The 18,419-nt window shown below is 38.1% G+C and carries 20 protein-coding genes; 3 read left to right on the top strand and 17 right to left on the bottom strand.

What is annotated here, in order from left to right:
- Nucleotides 1-157: 157 nt before the first annotated feature.
- The 8 genes from ACN6MT_RS09770 to nadE form a co-directional block, all read right to left on the bottom strand.
- A complete protein-coding gene (locus ACN6MT_RS09770) occupies nt 158-1,672 on the bottom strand; it encodes a flotillin family protein (protein WP_063252109.1) in 1,515 nt (504 codons plus the stop codon).
- A gap of 13 nt (nt 1,673-1,685) precedes the next feature.
- The gene (locus tag ACN6MT_RS09765; RefSeq protein ID WP_419955728.1) at nt 1,686-2,216 is read right to left on the bottom strand and encodes an NfeD family protein; all 531 of its coding nucleotides are present in this window, start codon (nt 2,214-2,216) and stop codon (nt 1,686-1,688) included.
- Between the two features lie 122 nt (nt 2,217-2,338).
- Nucleotides 2,339-3,073, bottom strand: a complete 735-nt coding sequence (locus ACN6MT_RS09760) for an amino acid ABC transporter ATP-binding protein (protein WP_063252106.1) — start codon at nt 3,071-3,073, stop codon at nt 2,339-2,341.
- A 21-nt stretch (nt 3,074-3,094) separates the two neighbouring features.
- Complete coding sequence (locus ACN6MT_RS09755) at nt 3,095-3,790, bottom strand: amino acid ABC transporter permease (protein ID WP_063252105.1); 696 nt, start codon at nt 3,788-3,790, stop codon at nt 3,095-3,097.
- Nucleotides 3,777-4,610, bottom strand: coding sequence for an amino acid ABC transporter substrate-binding protein (locus ACN6MT_RS09750; protein ID WP_419955727.1), 834 nt, complete (start codon nt 4,608-4,610; stop codon nt 3,777-3,779). The genes ACN6MT_RS09755 and ACN6MT_RS09750 overlap by 14 nt, the downstream gene beginning before the upstream one ends.
- Before the next feature lie 145 nt (nt 4,611-4,755).
- On the bottom strand, nt 4,756-6,183 hold the full coding sequence (locus tag ACN6MT_RS09745) for an amino acid permease (RefSeq protein ID WP_419955726.1): 1,428 nt from the start codon (nt 6,181-6,183) through the stop codon (nt 4,756-4,758).
- A 149-nt stretch (nt 6,184-6,332) separates the two neighbouring features.
- Nucleotides 6,333-7,535: an MASE3 domain-containing protein gene (locus ACN6MT_RS09740; protein ID WP_419955725.1), complete on the bottom strand. Its 1,203-nt coding sequence runs from the start codon at nt 7,533-7,535 to the stop codon at nt 6,333-6,335.
- Between the two features lie 403 nt (nt 7,536-7,938).
- Nucleotides 7,939-8,760 (bottom strand): ammonia-dependent NAD(+) synthetase, encoded by an 822-nt coding sequence (gene nadE, locus ACN6MT_RS09735; RefSeq protein ID WP_419955724.1) that lies wholly within the window; start codon nt 8,758-8,760, stop codon nt 7,939-7,941.
- A gap of 147 nt (nt 8,761-8,907) precedes the next feature.
- Here nadE and ACN6MT_RS09730 point away from each other — a divergent pair, with 147 nt between their 5' ends.
- Nucleotides 8,908-9,420, top strand: a complete 513-nt coding sequence (locus tag ACN6MT_RS09730) for an acyl-CoA thioesterase (RefSeq protein ID WP_034673931.1) — start codon at nt 8,908-8,910, stop codon at nt 9,418-9,420.
- 30 nt (nt 9,421-9,450) lie between these two features.
- Here ACN6MT_RS09730 and ACN6MT_RS09725 read toward each other — a convergent pair whose 3' ends face one another.
- The 3 genes from ACN6MT_RS09725 to ACN6MT_RS09715 all read right to left on the bottom strand — a co-directional run bounded on the left by ACN6MT_RS09725 (nt 9,451) and on the right by ACN6MT_RS09715 (nt 11,812).
- Nucleotides 9,451-10,422 (bottom strand): cation diffusion facilitator family transporter, encoded by a 972-nt coding sequence (locus ACN6MT_RS09725; protein WP_419955723.1) that lies wholly within the window; start codon nt 10,420-10,422, stop codon nt 9,451-9,453.
- Nucleotides 10,423-10,558: 136 nt separating this feature from the next.
- Entirely contained in the window at nt 10,559-10,792 is a 234-nt protein-coding gene (locus tag ACN6MT_RS09720; protein WP_419955722.1) for a hypothetical protein, read from the bottom strand.
- 12 nt (nt 10,793-10,804) lie between these two features.
- Nucleotides 10,805-11,812 (bottom strand): AI-2E family transporter, encoded by a 1,008-nt coding sequence (locus tag ACN6MT_RS09715; protein WP_419956415.1) that lies wholly within the window; start codon nt 11,810-11,812, stop codon nt 10,805-10,807.
- 238 nt (nt 11,813-12,050) lie between these two features.
- Between ACN6MT_RS09715 and ACN6MT_RS09710 the strand changes: the two genes are divergently transcribed.
- Both ACN6MT_RS09710 and ACN6MT_RS09705 read left to right on the top strand, forming a co-directional pair.
- Complete coding sequence (locus ACN6MT_RS09710; protein WP_034673935.1) at nt 12,051-12,269, top strand: hypothetical protein; 219 nt, start codon at nt 12,051-12,053, stop codon at nt 12,267-12,269.
- Between the two features lie 59 nt (nt 12,270-12,328).
- Nucleotides 12,329-12,970: a DUF2085 domain-containing protein gene (locus ACN6MT_RS09705; protein ID WP_419955721.1), complete on the top strand. Its 642-nt coding sequence runs from the start codon at nt 12,329-12,331 to the stop codon at nt 12,968-12,970.
- Nucleotides 12,971-13,001: 31 nt separating this feature from the next.
- On the opposite strand, the gene ACN6MT_RS09700 is transcribed toward ACN6MT_RS09705, so the two are convergent.
- Genes ACN6MT_RS09700 through cpaB form a run of 6 tightly spaced genes read right to left on the bottom strand, consistent with a single transcriptional unit; the run spans nt 13,002 to nt 18,414 of the window.
- Nucleotides 13,002-13,340, bottom strand: coding sequence for a helix-turn-helix domain-containing protein (locus ACN6MT_RS09700; RefSeq protein WP_419955720.1), 339 nt, complete (start codon nt 13,338-13,340; stop codon nt 13,002-13,004).
- A 15-nt stretch (nt 13,341-13,355) separates the two neighbouring features.
- Nucleotides 13,356-14,288, bottom strand: a complete 933-nt coding sequence (locus ACN6MT_RS09695; RefSeq protein WP_419955719.1) for a type II secretion system F family protein — start codon at nt 14,286-14,288, stop codon at nt 13,356-13,358.
- Between the two features lies 1 nt (nt 14,289).
- Nucleotides 14,290-15,252 carry a type II secretion system F family protein gene (locus ACN6MT_RS09690; protein ID WP_419955718.1) on the bottom strand — a complete coding sequence of 321 codons (963 nt, stop codon included), beginning with the start codon at nt 15,250-15,252 and terminating at the stop codon, nt 14,290-14,292.
- Nucleotides 15,253-15,255: 3 nt separating this feature from the next.
- The gene (locus ACN6MT_RS09685) at nt 15,256-16,599 is read right to left on the bottom strand and encodes a CpaF family protein (RefSeq protein WP_419956414.1); all 1,344 of its coding nucleotides are present in this window, start codon (nt 16,597-16,599) and stop codon (nt 15,256-15,258) included.
- 10 nt (nt 16,600-16,609) lie between these two features.
- Complete coding sequence (locus ACN6MT_RS09680; RefSeq protein WP_419955717.1) at nt 16,610-17,794, bottom strand: AAA family ATPase; 1,185 nt, start codon at nt 17,792-17,794, stop codon at nt 16,610-16,612.
- Nucleotides 17,794-18,414: a Flp pilus assembly protein CpaB gene (gene cpaB / locus ACN6MT_RS09675; RefSeq protein WP_419955716.1), complete on the bottom strand. Its 621-nt coding sequence runs from the start codon at nt 18,412-18,414 to the stop codon at nt 17,794-17,796. The genes ACN6MT_RS09680 and cpaB overlap by 1 nt, the downstream gene beginning before the upstream one ends.
- Nucleotides 18,415-18,419 lie beyond the last annotated feature (5 nt).

The following is an 18,419-nucleotide window of genomic DNA, read 5'->3' as shown; positions in this document are numbered from 1 at the left end:
TAGCAATGAAAGAGCTATTCATCACCTAAGGTAATGAACCTTCTTGCTTCCCAAATTTTAATCTCTCTTTTTTACATATGGGTTCCCTCAAGCGTTGAGGAATCCTATTTTTTTGCACAAAAAAGTCCTTATCAGAAATTGATAAGGACCTTTTTGTTTAGCTATCAGTCTTTTTAATAGAATCTGTTAATTCCTCAATACTCCGTTTTACATTTCCTTTTCCGGAATAGTTCTCGATTAATTCTTTAACATCAATTCCGCTCGATGCCTTTAATGATTCTTGAAGAGTAGCCATTAGGTTTGTAGCATAACCGGTAATCTTATTGGCACCGCCATTCTCTCCGGAACCCCCAGTGTCGACCACCGTAATCTTATCGATATTAGATAGCGGGCTTGCCACTTGCTTCGCATATTCAGGAAGCATTTTGATGATCATATCCAAGATGGCGGCTTGACCGAACTGTTCGAATGCTTCTGCAATCTTTTCTTTCGCTTCTGCTTCTGCTAAACCTTTCAAGCGAATGATTTCAGCCTCTGCCGTACCTTGCGCCTTTTGGGCTTCCGCTTTTGATAAACCATCTAGGCGAACGCGTTCTGCTTCTGCTTTTGCCATTGCTTCGATACGATACTTATTCGCTTCAGCCTCTGCAATTTGTTTTGCTTTATTCGCTGCTGCAGCCTGCTCCACGGAGTATCGATCCGCATCGGCCTTTTTCTTTACTTCTGAATCGTATTGACGTTCACGGCGGAGAATTTCTTTTTCTTCGAGTTCAATCTGCTTTTGTCTTTCGATGATTTTAACTTGCATTTCCTGCTCTGTTACTTCCTGCTTCGCCCTGGCACTTTCCAATTCATACGCCATGTCAGCACGCGCTTTCGCACTATCTTGTTCACGACGGAACTCAGCAACTTTTAGCTGATTTACTTTCTCTGCCTCAGCGATTTCAGTTGCCCGTTCTAATTCAGAACGCTTCGCTTCTTTTGCTGCTTCGGCTTTTTTAATTCTCGTTTCTTTGTCAGCTTCTGCTGTAGCAATATCCGCATCCCGTTTTACCTGGGCAATACGCGGTTTACCAAGGGAATCCAGGTATCCGTTTTTATCGCGAACATCCCTTATCGTAAAGGAAACGATCACTAATCCCATTTTTGCTAAGTCCTGTGAAGCAACTCGTTGAACCTCTTGCGAGAACTTATCACGATTTTTATAAATTTCTTCCACCGTCATGGAACCAAGGATAGAACGTAAGTGACCCTCAAGAACTTCCTTTGCTTCATTTTCACGATCATCCTTTGCTTTACCAAGGAACTGTTCAGCAGCAGTCGCAATCTCACTAATCGAACCGCCGATCTTTATAATGGCAACACCATCTGCCATGACCGGGACACCCTGCTCTGTATATACTTCCGGTGTTGTTACTTCTAACTTACTAGACAGCAAGCTAAGCGGTTTTGCTTGTTGAAACACTGGTAAAATGAAACTACCGCCGCCGCGGATGATTTTAATTTTATTCCCTGATTCATCCACATGAACATTTCCGTTTCCTAAGAAACTGCCGGTAACAATCAGCGCCTCATCAGGCCCCGCTGTTCGATACTTCGTAATAAAAACACCAATTAAAGCAATTAATATAAAAGCAACAATCCCAATCACAATCCAAAAACCTAATTCCATCTAGCCAACCTCCCTATAAATATGTCTCTATTTCTTGTTGGGAACTTACTTGAAGTACCCCATCTTTTATATCAACAACCAGCACATTTGTGCCGTTATCAATCTGAATACGATCAAAGCTAGTTGCTGGTTTGGCAATTCTGCCGCTTATACTTTCAATTAAAACTTCTCCATACCCATCAGCCGGAATCGCGGTAATCACGGTTCCAATCCTTCCTCTTAAATCACTTTCTTTATAAACGAGTGACTCCTCTGCATTCGATAATGGAATAAGAACAAATACATTTAAAAAAGTAACCAGGATAAAGGCTATAATGGCTGATACTCCTGCGATTACCAAGTAATGAACCTCGGAAAGCTTTTCAAATAAATACCCGCTTGCGGAAAAAAGGGTTACAAAAGCCAGGATAATTACGGGGTTAAGATAATCTGGCCCGTCAAAATGAACGACGTCTGCAAAAAACACATATAAAATGGTTAAAATACCTGCACCCATTAACCCATATAGATAAATAGTTTCTAATGGCAAATTGAATACTTCCATCGGCACCACTCCCTTCCCTATGTATGCAACTTTAATACGTTCCAGTTATGGAAAAGTTTCACAATTTTATAATAAAATTTTACCTAAATAATATAAAAATGGCTATGACTTTTGCCATAGCCTTACTGAATCATATTTAAAAATTTCCTTGTCCGCTCTTCTTTTGGATTGGTGAAAATTTCTTCTGGATTATTTCTCTCAATTACTACCCCTTGATCCATAAAAATAACCTCATTTGCCGCCTCTCTGGCAAAGCGCATTTCGTGTGTAACCACCATCATCGTCATACCTTCGTTTGCTAGGTCCTTCATCACCTTTAATACTTCTCCCACCAGCTCAGGGTCTAGTGCTGAAGTCGGTTCATCAAACAGCATAACCTTTGGCTCCATGGCTAAAGCCCTCGCAATGCCAACCCGCTGCTGCTGCCCGCCTGAGAGCTGTGCGGGATAAAAATCGATTTTATCCCCCAGCCCCACCTTTTCTAATAATATTTGAGCCTTTTTTCGAGCTGTATCCTTATTCTCATTCTTTACGATTAGCGGACCCTCCATCACATTTTCTAGTGCTGTTTTATGAGGGAATAAGTTATAGCTTTGAAAAACCATACCCGTTAATCGGCGAAAGGCAGCAATGTTTTTTTTCGGTACAGTACCTGAGAAATCGAGGGTGTTTCCCTCAATGGAAATGACACCTTTCGTTGGAGTTTCTAATACATTTAAGCAGCGAAGCATGGTGGTTTTTCCAGACCCGGATGGCCCTATAATTACGACTACATTCCCTTTTTCCACCTCTAAATTGATCCCTTTTAAAACCTCTAAATTGCCGAATTGCTTGTACAATCCTTGTATAGAAATCATCGTAGATAGCCCTCCCTTCTATTACACGTATCGATCGAGTTTCTTTTCAAAGTATTGTTGAAAAATGGAAAGGATAAAGCAAATAGCCCAATAGATCAATGCAGCTTCCGAATAAACCAATAAAAATTCATAATTGCTTGCAGCTATTTCTTGGGCTTTGCGAAACATCTCAGATACTAGCACTAAGGATGCAAGGGAAGTATCCTTCACGAGACTAATAAACGAATTTGAAAGTGGAGGAATCGATACTCTTGCTGCCTGAGGCAGGATAATTCTTCTTAACACTTGGGGGTAACTCATTCCTATTGAATAGCCTGCCTCCCACTGCCCTTTTGGGGTGGAAAGAATCGCGGCACGAATAATTTCAGAAGTGTACGCCCCGACACTAAGAGAAAAACCAATTACGGCTGCGATATAGGAGTCAATGATAATCCCGATATTCGGAAGACCATAAAAAATAATGAAAAGCTGTACTAATAAAGGGGTTCCGCGAATCGCAGAAACATAGACCCTTGCAATGATTTGAAAGACCTTCACATGTGAGATTCTAGCCAAGGCAGTTAAAATAGCTAAAACCAAACCCACAATAAACGTAATGATGGTTAACGGAATGGTATAAAAAATAGCCCCTTTCAGAAGGGGCAGAAAGGAACTTTGTGCTATGTCCATTAATCGTGCGGTTCGCTCTGGATCAGCAAAAATACTATTTAAGTACATCTTCACCAAACCATTTCTCTGAGATTTTTTTGTATGTGCCGTCTTCAACCATTTCTGTTAAAGCTTTATTTACTTCGGCTACGAGCGTATCGCTGCCTTTTCTAAACATAAGCCCGCTGGCTGAAGCATCTTCACTTGTCGCAGCAACTTTTATTGGTGCCTCTGGTCTATGCTTTGTATAATCTAAATACGAAATTCGATCATTAATCGTTACGTCAACACGTTTAGAAGCAAGGAGTTCAACCGATTGGGTAAATCCTTCCACACTAACTAAATTAGCACCATACTTTTTTGCCATTTCTCCATAATTACTCGTCAGAGATTGAGCAGCATTTAATCCTTTTATGTCCTCAAAATTCTTTATTTCATTATTTTCTTTGTGCACAATCAGAACTGCCGCTGAAGTAGTATATGGGTCAGAGAAATCATATTTTTCCTGACGGTCAGGACGGATTCCAACCTGATTAGCAATCATGTCAAATCGCTTGGCATCGAGCCCGGCAAAGATTGCGTCCCACTGTGTCTCTTTGAACTCAGGTTCTACCCCTAATCGTTTTGCAACCTCTGTTGCTATCTCAACATCAAATCCGGTAAGATTACCGCTCTCATCATGAAAGGTAAATGGAGCATATGTACCTTCTGTTCCTATTAACAGTTTTCCATCATCCTTCACTTTGGCTAATAGATCTTTGTCCTCAGCTTTTTCTGCGGTCTTTTTGTCTTCTTTTTTATCTTCCTTTGCTTTGTCATCTTTACCACATGCCGAAAGAATTAAAAATGTGCTGAGTAATAGTACGAAAAAAAACGTTAATTTTCTCATTCAAGTACCTCCTATATAGTTCTGGGCAATCAAGTACAATATAACTTTATCGTTCCCATTAGAATCATAAAAAATGTAAAACACCTGCCAGTTAAACTTAAAGTGAACCTTTAAGTTCAAAAGACAGGTGTTTTACATTTTTATATTAAGCTGATAATAATTCTTTTTTTAGTTGATCTGCAGCATGTTTTTTCTTAAGCGGTGAATAAAAGAATATTCCGCTTGATAAAAGCACAATTCCTAGTACAAAGGTCTTTAAGTCAGATGTTCCTGATACAATGACCCAAACTGAGTAGATGGTAGCAATTGCTGCAATGACTCCATCTATCATTCTTGATTTAGAATTCGTGTAGGATGCCCCTGTAATAACCAATTTCAACTGATAAACAGAAGCAATAAAATAAGGTACTAAATAAGCTAAAGTTGCAATCGTAATAATAAAATCAAACGCTCCTGAAATTGACTTCGAAACAGTAGAAAAGATAAAGATCTGTGCAATGCCGTTGGTTAACACAAGCGAAAAGATTGGCAGTCCTTTTTTGTTTTCTTTTAAGAAAGCAGGAAGGAATAATCCTTGCTTTGCAGCCTGATATGGTACTTCAGCACTTAACATAACCCAGCCAATCGTGGAACCAAATAAACAGACTAAACCAATAGCCGCTAAAACTTTTCCACCAATTGGTCCCATTACAGCTGAAATTGCGTCAATTAATGGTTTATCAGAATGGATAAGTGTGTTTTGATCTAGCATGCCCATTACGAGTGTGCTGATCCCAATATAGATACCTAGCGCGATAAATAGCCCGACAATCGTCGCCCGTTTTACATCGATTTTCCTCTTAGCACGTGATGCAAACACTACAGCAGATTCGACTCCAAGGAATGCCCAAAGTGTCACCAATGCTGCATTGTTAACTTGTGACATTAAATGAATTGTTTGACCGGAATCACTAATTCTTGTATCTACCATCGGCATGATATTTGTTTGATCAAAAGTAAAGAGTCCAACAACGATAAATAGCAAAAACCCAGTAACCTTTGCAGCAGTTGCTGCGAAATTTAATTTTCCCGCACTTTCTAAACCGCGTAAAATAATAAAATGGGTACCCCATAAGAGAACAGTACAAACGATAAATGTTAACCCATTTCCAACCTTAAGCGTGAAACCGCCAATAGTGAACCAATCAGCCTGACTTGTTAAAATCGGAAAAAACGTTGATAAATATCCAGCAAACGTTGTAATAATCGCCACATTTCCGGCTAAGTTTCCAATCCAGTAACCCCATGACGCCATAAAACCTGAAAGTACAGAGGCCTCCGAATCTGGTTTAAAAAGCTCCTTCGCATAAATTTGCGGGCCGCCTGTTAAATTCGGTTTCCGAATAGCCAAGTTGCCGAAAACAAGTGCAATCATTAGTACACCAATTCCAGTAAGAAGCCAAGCTAACAGAACTCCGCCTGGGCTTGCTGCCTCCGATAACGAGCGTGGAAGCATAAAAATACCTGAACCGACCATATTTCCAACGACAAGTGCCGTTAATACCCAAAAGCCTAATTTATTTGAAATCCCCACGATGTACCCTCCTATCGAGTAATGCGGATTAATACGAATAATTATTATAGTAACGTAATAATAATAAGAGTCCCATACCGCACAGTCAATGGAAAAATTATCTCAAATTATTATTTTAAACAAAAAAAAGCAAGGTAATCCTAAGTTGATTACATTACTTTTTTGAAATTTATATTTTCATCTAGCCTTTTTTGCTTTGGATTGACCCTTCGCGGAAATACTCCCGTCAAGTCTATGGCCGTTCCTAGTATAACCTCTTGACCGTTTTCGTCAACAGAAGATCTTATTGAAATTAACAATTCCTTATCTTGAAAAACCATTTCAAAGGTAAAACCTTCTTGAAGCTTCTTCGATAAATGACAATAATTATTTATAGAATCATCCGCGGATGGAAGGATTTCCGATATCGGTCTTCCAATGACTTTTTCTTGGTGATAACAAATTCGCTGCAACAATTCACCATCTATGGCTTTACAAACATACTGGTTGTCTTGCTTCTCTAACCGAAAGAATAATCCGGGATAATCAGACATGGATTTCTGTTCAACTTCTTGTTCGTTGGTGTGAATAAATTCAGTGAAGTAAAAGCCCTTCAATATAAAGTAAAAACCAAAAACTTTATAAATGTGTCCTAGGAAATTATCTAAATCAAAAACACTTTGATAAATGGTAAAAATTAATTCTGTTAATAGTAAGAAGACAAAGGCCAATGCAAAGTATAAGTTATCGTTTTGTTTTTCTAGATAATACTGATAGAGGGAGACCGTTAACGAGATAAATAATATGAAGCTTACACCATATTCCAAACCATTCTTTAATAAAGTAGTCCCTTTTCCTTCAATCACCAGCAGGGGAAGATCCTTTTCAAATGCAAGGATTATATACCCAATAATACTAGTCAGGCCAAACCCTACAATCAATGATACGATTCGATAATCCCTTTTTATTTTTCTCTCTGGAATGAGTATGAGGGAGAGCATTAAAATCGACTGAATGACCCTTCCTATAATCCAAAACCAGGTTGCTTTTTGAACGGAACTAGCTGTAATAAAAAAAGGCATTCCTTTAAATGACAGAGTGTGGAATAAATCAAACATTCCTACTACAAAAAAGGTAAATGCCAATAGCAGCATACGAATGGATCTCGTTGTACCAAACTTTTTTAAACCATAAAGAAATATAGTTACTGATATCGCTATACAAACAATTTCTAACAGGGAATGTATGCCTACATAGTTTTTTTGATCATAGATGGTATACATTTGTGACAGGAAAATACGAACCATCATTAATAGTAAAATGGCACCTACAGTATAGATAAGAAATTTCGTTTCCGTCATGTTTGCTCTCATATTTTCCACACCCTTTTTGCAATGGTTTTATCTATAATTATAAAACCAGCCTGCAAAAATAATCGGATGAATTGTATCATTTTTATGAATTTTTAAAAAAGAAGGCTATGTAATTATTGATTGTTGATTTTGGTGTATAGGTTTGAGAATGCATAGGCGGAGAATTTCCTGCTAATGTATATAGTGGAGCCTAAGAAGATGTTATTAGCGGAGATATTTCGATTAACTGCTCTAATTTAGTCAAAATTCATAGATTCAGCTACTATAAACGGAAAAACCTCCTTTATTATTATGAAAATATGGGTATTCACTAATTTAGCCGGATTTTTTCCTTTTATTTTCAAGCTCAGTGAAATAACCAGATATAACTGAGCCAAAAAAAAGAAGGGTGACTCCCTTCTCTTTACTTCCACCATTGATCAAACATAGAGGCTGGCAGCTGACGCTTATGTTCTGTTGCCTTATAACGCTGTTCAATTTTTTCAGCTACGTCTTTTGAAACAGGTTTTCCTTCGAGGTAATCATCAAGCTCATCATATGTAATGCCTAATTCCGTCTCATCCGCTTGTCCTGGCTTTTTATCGAGTAAATCAGCAGTAGGTACTTTTAAATAAAGCCTCTCCTCTGCACCTAGTTCTTTTAACAAAGCTTTGCCTTGGCGTTTCGTTAATCCGCTTAATGGCAGGACATCCGCTCCGCCGTCACCATATTTAGTATAAAAACCTGTAACAGCTTCAGCTGCATGGTCTGTACCGATGACAAGCAGGCCTTCCATACCGCCAAACGCATATTGCGCAATCATTCTCATTCTTGCCTTCACATTTCCTTTGTGGTAATCACTTAATGGCTCTTCATTCGTAACCGAATTATATTCAGCTTGAAATGCATCCACCGCACCTTGAATGTTAAATACATACTCGCGGTCTGCACGGATGAAGTTTAGAGCACGTTTTGCATCCTCTTCATCCTGCTGAACTCCATAAGGTAAACGTACAGCAATAAATACTGCATTGTTTCCTTCTTGACGAAGTTCTTCGACTGCTAATTGAACGAGTCGTCCAGCAAGCGTTGAATCCTGTCCACCGCTAATCCCCAGCACATACCCTTTCGCCTTTGTTTTTAACAAATAGTTTTTTAGAAATTGGATTCGAGTTTGAATCTCTTCTTTTGGATTAATCTCAGGTTTCACATTTAATGTCTGCATAATTTCTTTTTGCATAGTCATTTAACCTCCATCCTATGTATCATATATGTAATTTATCATAATTACTTATTGTTCGCTCTATTTCTAAACTCTATTCTTTTTCATTTACATGATTATGTATTATAATTCTAGTTTAAAATACATTTATCTTAGGTCATGGAGGAAAAAATGGACGCAAAAACATGTAATGAATCACGAGTCGTTCGGACAGGCAGAATTTTTCCGAATGATGTAAACAATCATAATACCCTATTCGGGGGCAAGTTAATGAGTGATATGGACATGGTTGCCTCGATTTCCGCTGTCCGACACGCAAGGAAAGAAGTTGTTACCGCCTCGACAGATTCTGTTGATTTTTTAAGTCCGATCACTCAGCAGGACTCTGTATGTATTGAATCTTTCGTTACCTATACAGGAACGAGTTCAATGGAGGTTTTCGTCAAAGTGATTGCAGAAAATCTAATAACAGGTAATCGAAAAATTGCTGCTACCGCTTTTTTAACCTTTGTAGCGTTGGATGATGATGGTAAACCAACAAAAGTTCCAGGTATTATTCCAGAAACAGAAGAGGAAAAAAAGCTGTTTGAAACAGGTAAGGATAGAGCCGAAAAACGGAAAGAGCACCGAAAAAACAGTAAAGAACTTGCGAGTTACTTTACAACTGAAAAACCATGGGAATAAAGATAGGCTGCTATTTTAGCTAGCCTATCTTTATTTTTTCACCGTAGAATCATTGTTCCACGTCATTACTCCATCTTCTTCATCAAACTCAATCGTGACATCAACTACGCCTTTTTCTGCCATAATTTTCTCCTGTAGACGGTCTTTGATATCATCTGCAGCCGCTATCGTAAGACTTGGATCAATTTCAATTTCCAATTCCACATGCAAATCTTCCCCTTCTTTAATGACAGCAAGATCTTGGATATCCTTAACATCAGGGTCAGACATCACTAATTGTCCTATCTTTTCTTCCATTTCCTCATCTGCCCTGCCAAGAACACCCGCAGCGTTATCCAAAAAGACTCGGCCGACAACGAAGAACATCATTAAACCAATGAGAATCGAAGCAGCTCCTTCGATCCAATGGATATGTGTAAAATGAGAAATCACTACAGCTAAAATCGCGAGTAAGCCCCCGCTTGTTGCGACTAAATCTTCCAGGAACACTAATTTTGTTGCTGGCTTAGCCCTGCCTAGGTGGGCAAAACTCTTAAAAAACACACTTGGGCCACTTGCTGGTTCACCAACTTCATGCATGACTTCCTTCATTGCCTTATAAAGAACATATAACTCCAGTATGAGGGCAAATGCGAGAACACCTACATTAATTAAGAACCCTTCGGATTCAGCAGGGTGAAGAATATGATGATACCCTTCTTGGATGGTTTCAAAAGCCATAATACCAACAATCAGTACAGCGCCCAATAGGACTAAGTTTACCAATCGGCCAAAGCCATTTGGGAAGCGATTGGTTGGTGACTTTTTGCTTAAGGCAGATCCTACAAAAACAAAAAACTGGTTTGCGGCATCGCCCAGACTATGCATCGTTTCAGCAAACATTGCTACGTTTCCAGTAAACGTATATGCAACACCTTTAGCAATAGAAATGATCGTGTTAACAATCGCAGCAACCAATGCAGATTTATTACCTTTTCTTAATAATCTAAATAATTCTCCCATTGTACCCCTTCTTTCCCCTTCATTTTTAGTTATCTTTACTATTTTCAAAAAAAGGGATTTTCATGAACATAGCCGCTTTCCTATTAAGACAGATTTTTCCAAAGCAAAAAACCCCCATTGCTGGAGGTTTAAGCTGTTAAACGTTTTTCAAAACAAAATATAATCGGTGATTTCTCTCATCTCTCTCTTCTTCGGTAGCAAGGTCATATTTCTTTAGCAGATGAAACACTTCATTTAATAAATCTTGTGTATGTTCCTTGGCGAAAAATTGTTCAAATAATAGCTTCATGTCTTCAGGAAGAAATGCCTCTTGCGATTCATACTTGTTTCTAACATCTTCCTGTGAATGATCCAGTTTGCATTCGCTCATTATCATCACCTTCTAAACTTTCTTATGATCTGTTACTTCTAAAACATCCAAAATGAAAACAAAGACTGGAATACCAATGATTAAGCCCCAAACCCCGAAGAAATGTTCTGAAAAGATTAATACTAGGAATGTATAGAAAACCGGTAAATTTGTTTTAGATGACATTAAATTTGGATTCAAAATATAGGCTTCGATTGCATGGATAATCATAATGGCAATAAATACATATAACACAGTCATAATTCCGCCGATGCTATACCCTATGATAACGAGTGGAATTAAAGAAATAATTACCCCTGCAACAGGAATCAATCCTAAGAATAGAATCATGATGGACAGTCCGCCCAATTGCGGGAAGCCAAAAATCCATAATGCAATGGTAGTCAGAATACAGTTAACGACCGCAATAATTAATTGCGCTTCGATTACCTTCCCAAACGTACCGACAAATTTTAGTGAAAAGAATTCTATTTCTGCATAGATTGAAGCAACTTTACTTGTTTTAAACTTTTTCGTAAATTCTATCAAACGAGGTTTTTCTAATAAGTAAAATAAGCTCATTAAAAGAGCAATAAGGATTTGCAAACCAAAGGTACTAATATCTGTAAAATAGGCAATTAAAAAGGTAAAGCCTCTCTCCAAATAATTCGAAATTTGGATTTCCTCAAGTCTGCTAACCAAATAATTTAAAATGATATTGTCATGCTTTTGGGTATAGAATGCTGTAATTTGTTTAATTAATGCCGTTATTTCACCAACAATCATTGGTAAATACTTCACAAGACCGTAGGAGAGAAGACCTACAATAGTGGAATACGAAGCAACCACAAGTAATTTTCGATTAAGTGGTATCTTTCGGTTCAAGAATATTACTAACCGATCCATTAAAAAGGTGAAAATAAACGTAAATAGAATTAAGTTGATCATATCTTTTAATGCATATAGAACTAATGCGAGTAAGACAAAAATAGAAATTCTTTTAAAACCGCTGCTTTGTATTAGTTTATTTATCATATGAATTTACCAAACCCCATTTTTATGTCTTAAAGTACGATGTATTAATTTTATTATAACAAATAAGTACATGATTGTTACTTTTAAGTCTCAATCTTTTATGAAAAAAATGCAGACTTTAGTAACAGGAAACTTTGAGTAAATTTCATACATAGACAGGCAAAATCTCCTTCTCCCAATCATACATATTCAAAGAGCATGGAATTTAATATGTATGGCATTTTTTTAAACGGAGGGGATTTAGTTGTCGGGAGGTCAAAGAGCACTTTTATACATTTTGTCCTTTATTATACCTGTAGTGGGCATTATCCTCGGAATTGTTTGGATGAATGATCAAGATTTAGGCAAGAAAGCTATCGGGAAAACCTGTTTAATCGTTGGTATTGTTTCCATTGTACTGAGTTGTATTTGTTGGTTTGCCGCTTCTGCCTTGTCGATCGTCCCGGCATTTATGACGTATTAACCAGAGAGAACCCAATTCATCTTTTTGAATTGGGTTCCTACTAAATTGGAGTGATTTGTTTGCTGCATGAATTAGTTCATTTTTTTGGGAGAGCTATATGTCATCAATTGGAGGAACGATCGCTCCTTGTTTCCGGAGAGGCACTTGCTGTGTGTGCTAGGGATACTGGCATTTATATTGGTATTTTTTCTACATTCACTTATTTGCATTTTACAAAAAGGAAGCAGTGCATTACGATACCTACTGTAAAAATAAGCTTTCTTCTCTTATTATTGCTTATTCCATTAATAATCGATGGACTTGGTTCCTATTCACACCTTTTCGAATCGAATAATCTGCGCCGTTTGGTGACCGGCATTTCCTTTGGTCTCGTCTTGCCCTATTTTATATATCCTCTGCTCTCGAAAAAGTCGCTTGATTATGAGAGTAAATCAGTAGTAAGCAGCAGCATAGATTTTGTAGTCCCACTGTTGGTGAGTGTCTTTTTGGGCGGACTCTTCTATTTAGGACAACCATCTCATTTAATTCTTGATTGTTTTATTGCCTTTTCTATCATCGGATGGTTTGGTCTATTATTCTCCTTTCTTTTTCCGTTTGTTCACAGTAGACGTTTTAAGTCTTTCCTTTCAAGTATCGTCAGTTTATCATTCCTTTCCATACTATCAATGGTGCATGAATGGATACTGTCTCTCACTATATAAAATAATCCGCTCCCTGTTTAGGAGCGGACTTTTATTCAGAATGCAGTGCCTCAATTAATTGCTTGATTTGATTTATTTTCTCAGACGTTAATTGATCGTCAGACAATTCAATCTCCAACTTGAGTTTACTTTTTATTTGTAAGGACCCATTACATAATAATGGTTTCTCCTCTTTTTCTCTCCGAACTAATTCCTCCACTGCAACATCAAGCGTTTCTGCTAATTTTTCAAGTATCTCTAAACTTGGGTTACTTTGAATATTCCGTTCGATTAAACTTAAGTATGATTTTGAAATACCCGTTTGTTCACTAAGTTTGCTTAAAGATAATCCTTTTTCTATTCTCAATATTTTAAGTATACTTCCATCCATCAAATCACTCCCAACTCAGCCGCCTAGTCCTTTTGTGATCAGCGTAATTGCCAACGGTCCTAAAATTACAATAAATAATGACGGGAAAATGAAAAATACCATTGGAAATAGCATTTTTACTGGTGCTTTCATCGCCTGTTCACGGGCTGCTTCTCGTCGCTGTTCTCGAATTCTGAGTGTCAAATTCCCTAAAACCTTTGCCATCCCTATACCGAGTTGATCTGCCTGGATTAGTGAGGTAATAATGCTTTGGAAGGAATCAGATGGCACACGCTTTCGAAGGGCATAAAAGGCTTCTCTTCTCGATTTTCCTAGCTTCATATCTTCTAATGTTTGAAAGAACTCATCAGCTAGTGGTCCTTTAATTTTTTTGGATACTTCAAGCAAAGCTAGATCTAAGCCCATTCCAGCCTCCAGCAATAGATTTACGGTATCAAAGAAATCTGGCATTGAGACATTAATGGCTTTGATTCTAGCGGTCTTTTTCTTTCCGAGATAAAATATTGGGAGTCGAAACCCAAGTAACGCAACAGTTAACATTAATATCCAAGTTAACATTTTGTTATCAGAACTCGGGAGAATAAAGAAAAAGATAGGTATACATAATCCAATGCTAAGGACAATTTGGAACAACCTAAAATCAATCGCCGTTTTAAATGGATAGCCAGCATCCCTTAGTAGCATATCCAATTTTTTTCTTTCGGCTGCTGAAACCCTTTTGTTTAATATTACGGTTCCTTTGCTCCAATACGTCTCCATGGTTGTTTTTATACTTTTTTTATTTTTGTCCTCTAAGTATTCTTCTTCTTGCTTTCTTAGGTTTTCAGCAAAATAGTTATTTACCCGTTCATTCAAAGCTATTTGCTTTTTAAAAATGGTTAGCAAAATTGCTGCTATGAGTGAAGTTACAAAACCTGCTAATAAAAATAATAAAATAACATCAAGCATATTACACCTCGATTCGGATGATTTTCTGAATCACTACCCAGCCGATGATGATTGAAACTGAGGCTACAAACATCATCATCCACCCTAGCGGATGCTCAAGCATAGGTGAAAAATATTCACGGTTTACTAACGCTAAATATAAACCTAGCCCCACAGGCAATAAAGTAATGATCCACGAAGACATCCTGCCCTGTGCGGTTAATGTGTTCAATTCTTCTAAGATCCGAACTCTTCCCCTAATGGTCTCTTCCATTGTCTCGAGCAATTCAGCTAAGTTGCCTCCGCTCCTTCTCTGAGCAAGGATAGCCCGGATGACCACTTCTAGTTCTTTATTTGGCAAGCGCTTCTCCATTTCTTCGAAAACATCCTCCAAGGGAACACCTAAACCCGCTTGGCGGATTACTCGTTCAAATTCAGGTCCAAGCGGATCGGGAATCTCTTTTCCAACCAGCTGCATCGCCTGCATAAAGCTGAAGCCTGCGCGCATTGAGTTTGCCATCATTCCTAACACTTCAATCAGTTGATAGTTTACAAATGCCAAGCGTTTTTTTCTCTTTCGTTTCAAGAAGATTTTTGGGAGTGCAAAGCCAATGATTACTACAAGGGTATTAAAATACCACGGCAGACCGATAATTAATCCTACTAAACCTATGCCTGCAGCAGAGAGAAGCCTAATAGCAAAAAAATCTTCTGGTTTCAGTTTGCTTCCTGCTTCGAGCAATAACTTTTCTGTACCTTCATTAAATTGGACATTCTTAAAGATAGCTGATATTTTATTAACTAACTTGTTACTGACAGATGTTTTCTTCACAGATTCGCTCGGTACTTCTGGTTTCTCATGATAAGGGAAAAATTGAGTAATCCGCTGTTTGATTCTTCGTTTTTCAGCATAACTAACTAGTAGAAGAAAAATGGTGCCACTAGCGGCAATAAACAGCAGCAGAACTGTTATCACTGTTGTCATCTTCTACCACTCCCCCATAAACCATGATGAAGGAAGCTTAAAACCATTTAGCTCAAGTTGCTCTGTGAACTTTGGCCGAATCCCCGTACTCATGAATTTACCATTAATTCGACCATCCTCTAAAACACGTTCTTCCTTAAAAACAAATAGGTCCTGAAGAACAATAGTTTCCCCTTCCAACCCAAGTACTTCCGTAATATGGGTAATTTTCCTCGTTCCATCCTTCAGCCGAGATTGGTGGACGATTAAGTTAATAGCGTTTGCAATCTGTTCACGAATTGCTTTTACAGGAAGTTCATATCCTGCCATTAATACCATTGTTTCTAAACGGGAAAGAATATCTCGTGGAGAATTGGCGTGCCCTGTACTCAAACTGCCGTCATGGCCCGTGTTCATTGCCTGAAGCATATCCAACGCCTCTGCTCCCCGCACCTCACCAACAACAATACGGTCAGGACGCATCCGTAGCGCATTACGAACTAAATCACGGATGGTAATTTGCCCCTTCCCCTCAATGTTTGGTGGACGCGATTCAAGCGCAACAATATGCTCCTGCACTAGCTTCAGTTCTGCTGCATCCTCAATGGTTACAATCCGCTCATCATTGGGAATAAAGGATGATAATACGTTTAATGTTGAGGTTTTACCCGACCCAGTACCACCGCTAATAAAAATATTGAGTTTGGATTTAACACAAATCTCAAGGAATTCCGCCATCTTTTCATCCAGGGTCTTGAAACTAGTTAAATCATTAATCGTAAATGGATTTTCAGAAAATTTTCTGATTGTTAAACTTGGTCCCTTGAGTGCAAGCGGAGGGATAATCGCATTCACACGTGAGCCATCTGGAAGACGGGCGTCAACCATTGGTGAGCTTTCGTCTACACGTCGGCCAATTGGGGAAACAATCCTTTCTATCACCCTCATCACATGCTGGTTATCAATGAAATGGACATTACTGCGGAAAACCTTACCGTTTTTCTCATAGTAAACTTCATTATAGTTATTAACCATAACCTCACTGACTAAAGGATTCTCCAACAAAGGGGTAATCGGTCCATATGCAAGTAATTCGTCTTTTACATAATGGAGAAGATCTTTCTTCTCTTCAAAGGTCAATCTTGTACCTTCTTGCTCAAAAAATTCTTCAGCTAACTCCTCTAATTTTTCATTTTCCTGCTGTTTATTTTGCCCAGGGTATTTTTTCAATTCTTCCAATAGGTAATTGTGAAGGTCTGCCTCAATATCCCAGAATTCTTGTGACTTCTCCATAACAGGAATGTCCTGGGACGTTTTTGTAGGAATTTTTTCGGTGTTTTCTTCTATAAATCGTTTAAATAATGACATTTCCTTCGCCTCACTTCCCCAGTAGATACCAACGTTTATCCTTTTTAACTTCTTGTATTTCATTATTTTTCTCTGCAAATAGGGTCTCTGATAGCTTTAGGACCGACTTACTTATATGGCTGCGTGAATTGGATAGGACATATGGATATCCAGCATTAATCGAAGCCACTACAACATTGGATTGATCTGGAAAAGTGTGATAGACATCTATTCCAAAGATTTCTTCGATTTTTTTCACTTCAAGGCTTTGCCCCTTTTGAAAGCGATTCAAAATAAGCTTAACCTTATCCTTTATATTAATAGTCTCTAAAGTTTCAAGATAAAGCTGTGTTAATCTCATAACGGAAAGTTCATTGGTAGTAATCAACAGAATTTCGTCTGCTAAATCAAGGCAACGTAAGTGAATATCAGATAAATAAGTCGACATATCAATTAAGACGATATCAAATTGCTTCTTCATTTCTTCGATGGCAGCCTTTATATGGTGATCTGTGATTCCTTCAAAAAATTCAGGTCTCTGGGGTGCAGCAAGGATTGAAATACCGTATTCACAGCTTGTCATATATTGGCTGATGGGATAATTATCTCGACCATAGCCTTCTTTAACCCACTCATATATTGTCCTTTTCGGTTTTAAATTACAGTACATCGCGACATCACCAAATTGAAGGTTCCCATCCAGAATCGCAACCTTCTTTCCCATCTTGGCAAACGAGACTGCGAGATTTATGGATAAAGATGTTTTTCCAACACCACCCTTTGGGCTGGAGATAGCAAATACTCTGCTTTCTTCCTTTTGAGGTATTAGAATAGTTTGATCCAATTTCGAGCGGTGCTCCATGAATTTCTGAGCATGTTGAATGACTTCCATGAGATCTTGATTTTCGATGGAAGACCGCAAAGTATCGGATGCCCCCATTTGCATGGCCTTTTTAAGGTTCTCCATGTTATCAGGCATAATCAGAATGATATAGGCATGTGGATAAAGTGCTGAAATTTCTTGAGATAGGTCATAAACGTTATACAAAGAACTGGCTTTTAAAAATAGAACAGACTGATTATTCTCCCTTAGGAGACTATGAAGCCTTTCCAATTGATAAGTTGTAATTAGCTCGATGTTGTCCTTTCCCAAAATCGTCTTAATTTCACTAGGAGAGGAATTAGTATCAGAAAAATAAATCCAGTTTATCTTCATTACTCGGCACTCTCCTCTTTGATTACTTCTCGTGTATGCTTAAGCCCTGCTTTTCCAGTTTCAGTATCTTCAGTATTTCTTAACATTAAATAGAAACCATCTTTATCTTTCGAAGCCAGACTGAGCACAACGCCTTCTTCAACCGAAACCTCCAAGGTTACAGTTTCATAGTTAAGGGCGCTTTCCTTCGGGTCTGATGATTTACCAGAGGTTAGGACCTTTACATTTTCAAGAACTAAAACGGCTGATTTAAACTCTTTTTTAGTTGCATCGTCTTTTGTTGTTTCATAGGCGATTACATCGACCATTGAATTTGGTGCTATGTACCCTGAAACTCCTGGTGCTAAATCTACTCCTATCGAGATTGCCCTTTTCCCTGCGCTTACATCTACAATTGGATTAGCAAACTCTCTTAATAGCGCTTTTTCCTTTTCAGCCTGTTTTTCTTTTTCTATTTCTTCTTTAGACTTAACGCCATCTTTCGTATCATTCTGATCCTGACTAACTGAACCACTAGCGGGAGCAGTGATATTGTCTTTTGCAAATATTGATATATAAACAATACCCGTCACCAATAAACCTAATATTAATGAAATCATCCAGATTTTTTTAGTGTTCATAAGAG

It is taken from the genome of Neobacillus niacini (genome assembly GCF_048572935.1).
Lineage (GTDB): Bacteria > Bacillota > Bacilli > Bacillales > Cytobacillaceae > Neobacillus > Neobacillus niacini.
The sequence above is the reverse complement of the archived record's forward strand: the minus strand, read 5'-3'. Positions and strand labels throughout refer to the sequence as shown.

Excerpts from the sequence above, each read along its gene's own strand:
- ACN6MT_RS09740 (WP_419955725.1), bottom strand. The coding sequence starts at position 7,535 with ATGAGAGCAAACATGACGGAAACGAAATTTCTTATCTATACTGTAGGT.
- ACN6MT_RS09730 (WP_034673931.1), top strand. The coding sequence starts at position 8,908 with ATGGACGCAAAAACATGTAATGAATCACGAGTCGTTCGGACAGGCAGA.
- ACN6MT_RS09765 (WP_419955728.1), bottom strand. The coding sequence starts at position 2,216 with ATGGAAGTATTCAATTTGCCATTAGAAACTATTTATCTATATGGGTTA.
- cpaB (WP_419955716.1), bottom strand. The coding sequence starts at position 18,414 with ATGAACACTAAAAAAATCTGGATGATTTCATTAATATTAGGTTTATTG.
- ACN6MT_RS09760 (WP_063252106.1), bottom strand. The coding sequence starts at position 3,073 with ATGATTTCTATACAAGGATTGTACAAGCAATTCGGCAATTTAGAGGTT.
- ACN6MT_RS09685 (WP_419956414.1), bottom strand. The coding sequence starts at position 16,599 with ATGTCATTATTTAAACGATTTATAGAAGAAAACACCGAAAAAATTCCT.
- ACN6MT_RS09755 (WP_063252105.1), bottom strand. The coding sequence starts at position 3,790 with ATGTACTTAAATAGTATTTTTGCTGATCCAGAGCGAACCGCACGATTA.
- ACN6MT_RS09690 (WP_419955718.1), bottom strand. The coding sequence starts at position 15,252 with ATGACAACAGTGATAACAGTTCTGCTGCTGTTTATTGCCGCTAGTGGC.
- ACN6MT_RS09720 (WP_419955722.1), bottom strand. The coding sequence starts at position 10,792 with ATGAGCGAATGCAAACTGGATCATTCACAGGAAGATGTTAGAAACAAG.
- ACN6MT_RS09700 (WP_419955720.1), bottom strand. The coding sequence starts at position 13,340 with ATGGATGGAAGTATACTTAAAATATTGAGAATAGAAAAAGGATTATCT.
- ACN6MT_RS09695 (WP_419955719.1), bottom strand. The coding sequence starts at position 14,288 with ATGCTTGATGTTATTTTATTATTTTTATTAGCAGGTTTTGTAACTTCA.
- ACN6MT_RS09680 (WP_419955717.1), bottom strand. The coding sequence starts at position 17,794 with ATGAAGATAAACTGGATTTATTTTTCTGATACTAATTCCTCTCCTAGT.
- ACN6MT_RS09770 (WP_063252109.1), bottom strand. The coding sequence starts at position 1,672 with ATGGAATTAGGTTTTTGGATTGTGATTGGGATTGTTGCTTTTATATTA.
- ACN6MT_RS09750 (WP_419955727.1), bottom strand. The coding sequence starts at position 4,610 with ATGAGAAAATTAACGTTTTTTTTCGTACTATTACTCAGCACATTTTTA.
- nadE (WP_419955724.1), bottom strand. The coding sequence starts at position 8,760 with ATGACTATGCAAAAAGAAATTATGCAGACATTAAATGTGAAACCTGAG.
- ACN6MT_RS09725 (WP_419955723.1), bottom strand. The coding sequence starts at position 10,422 with ATGGGAGAATTATTTAGATTATTAAGAAAAGGTAATAAATCTGCATTG.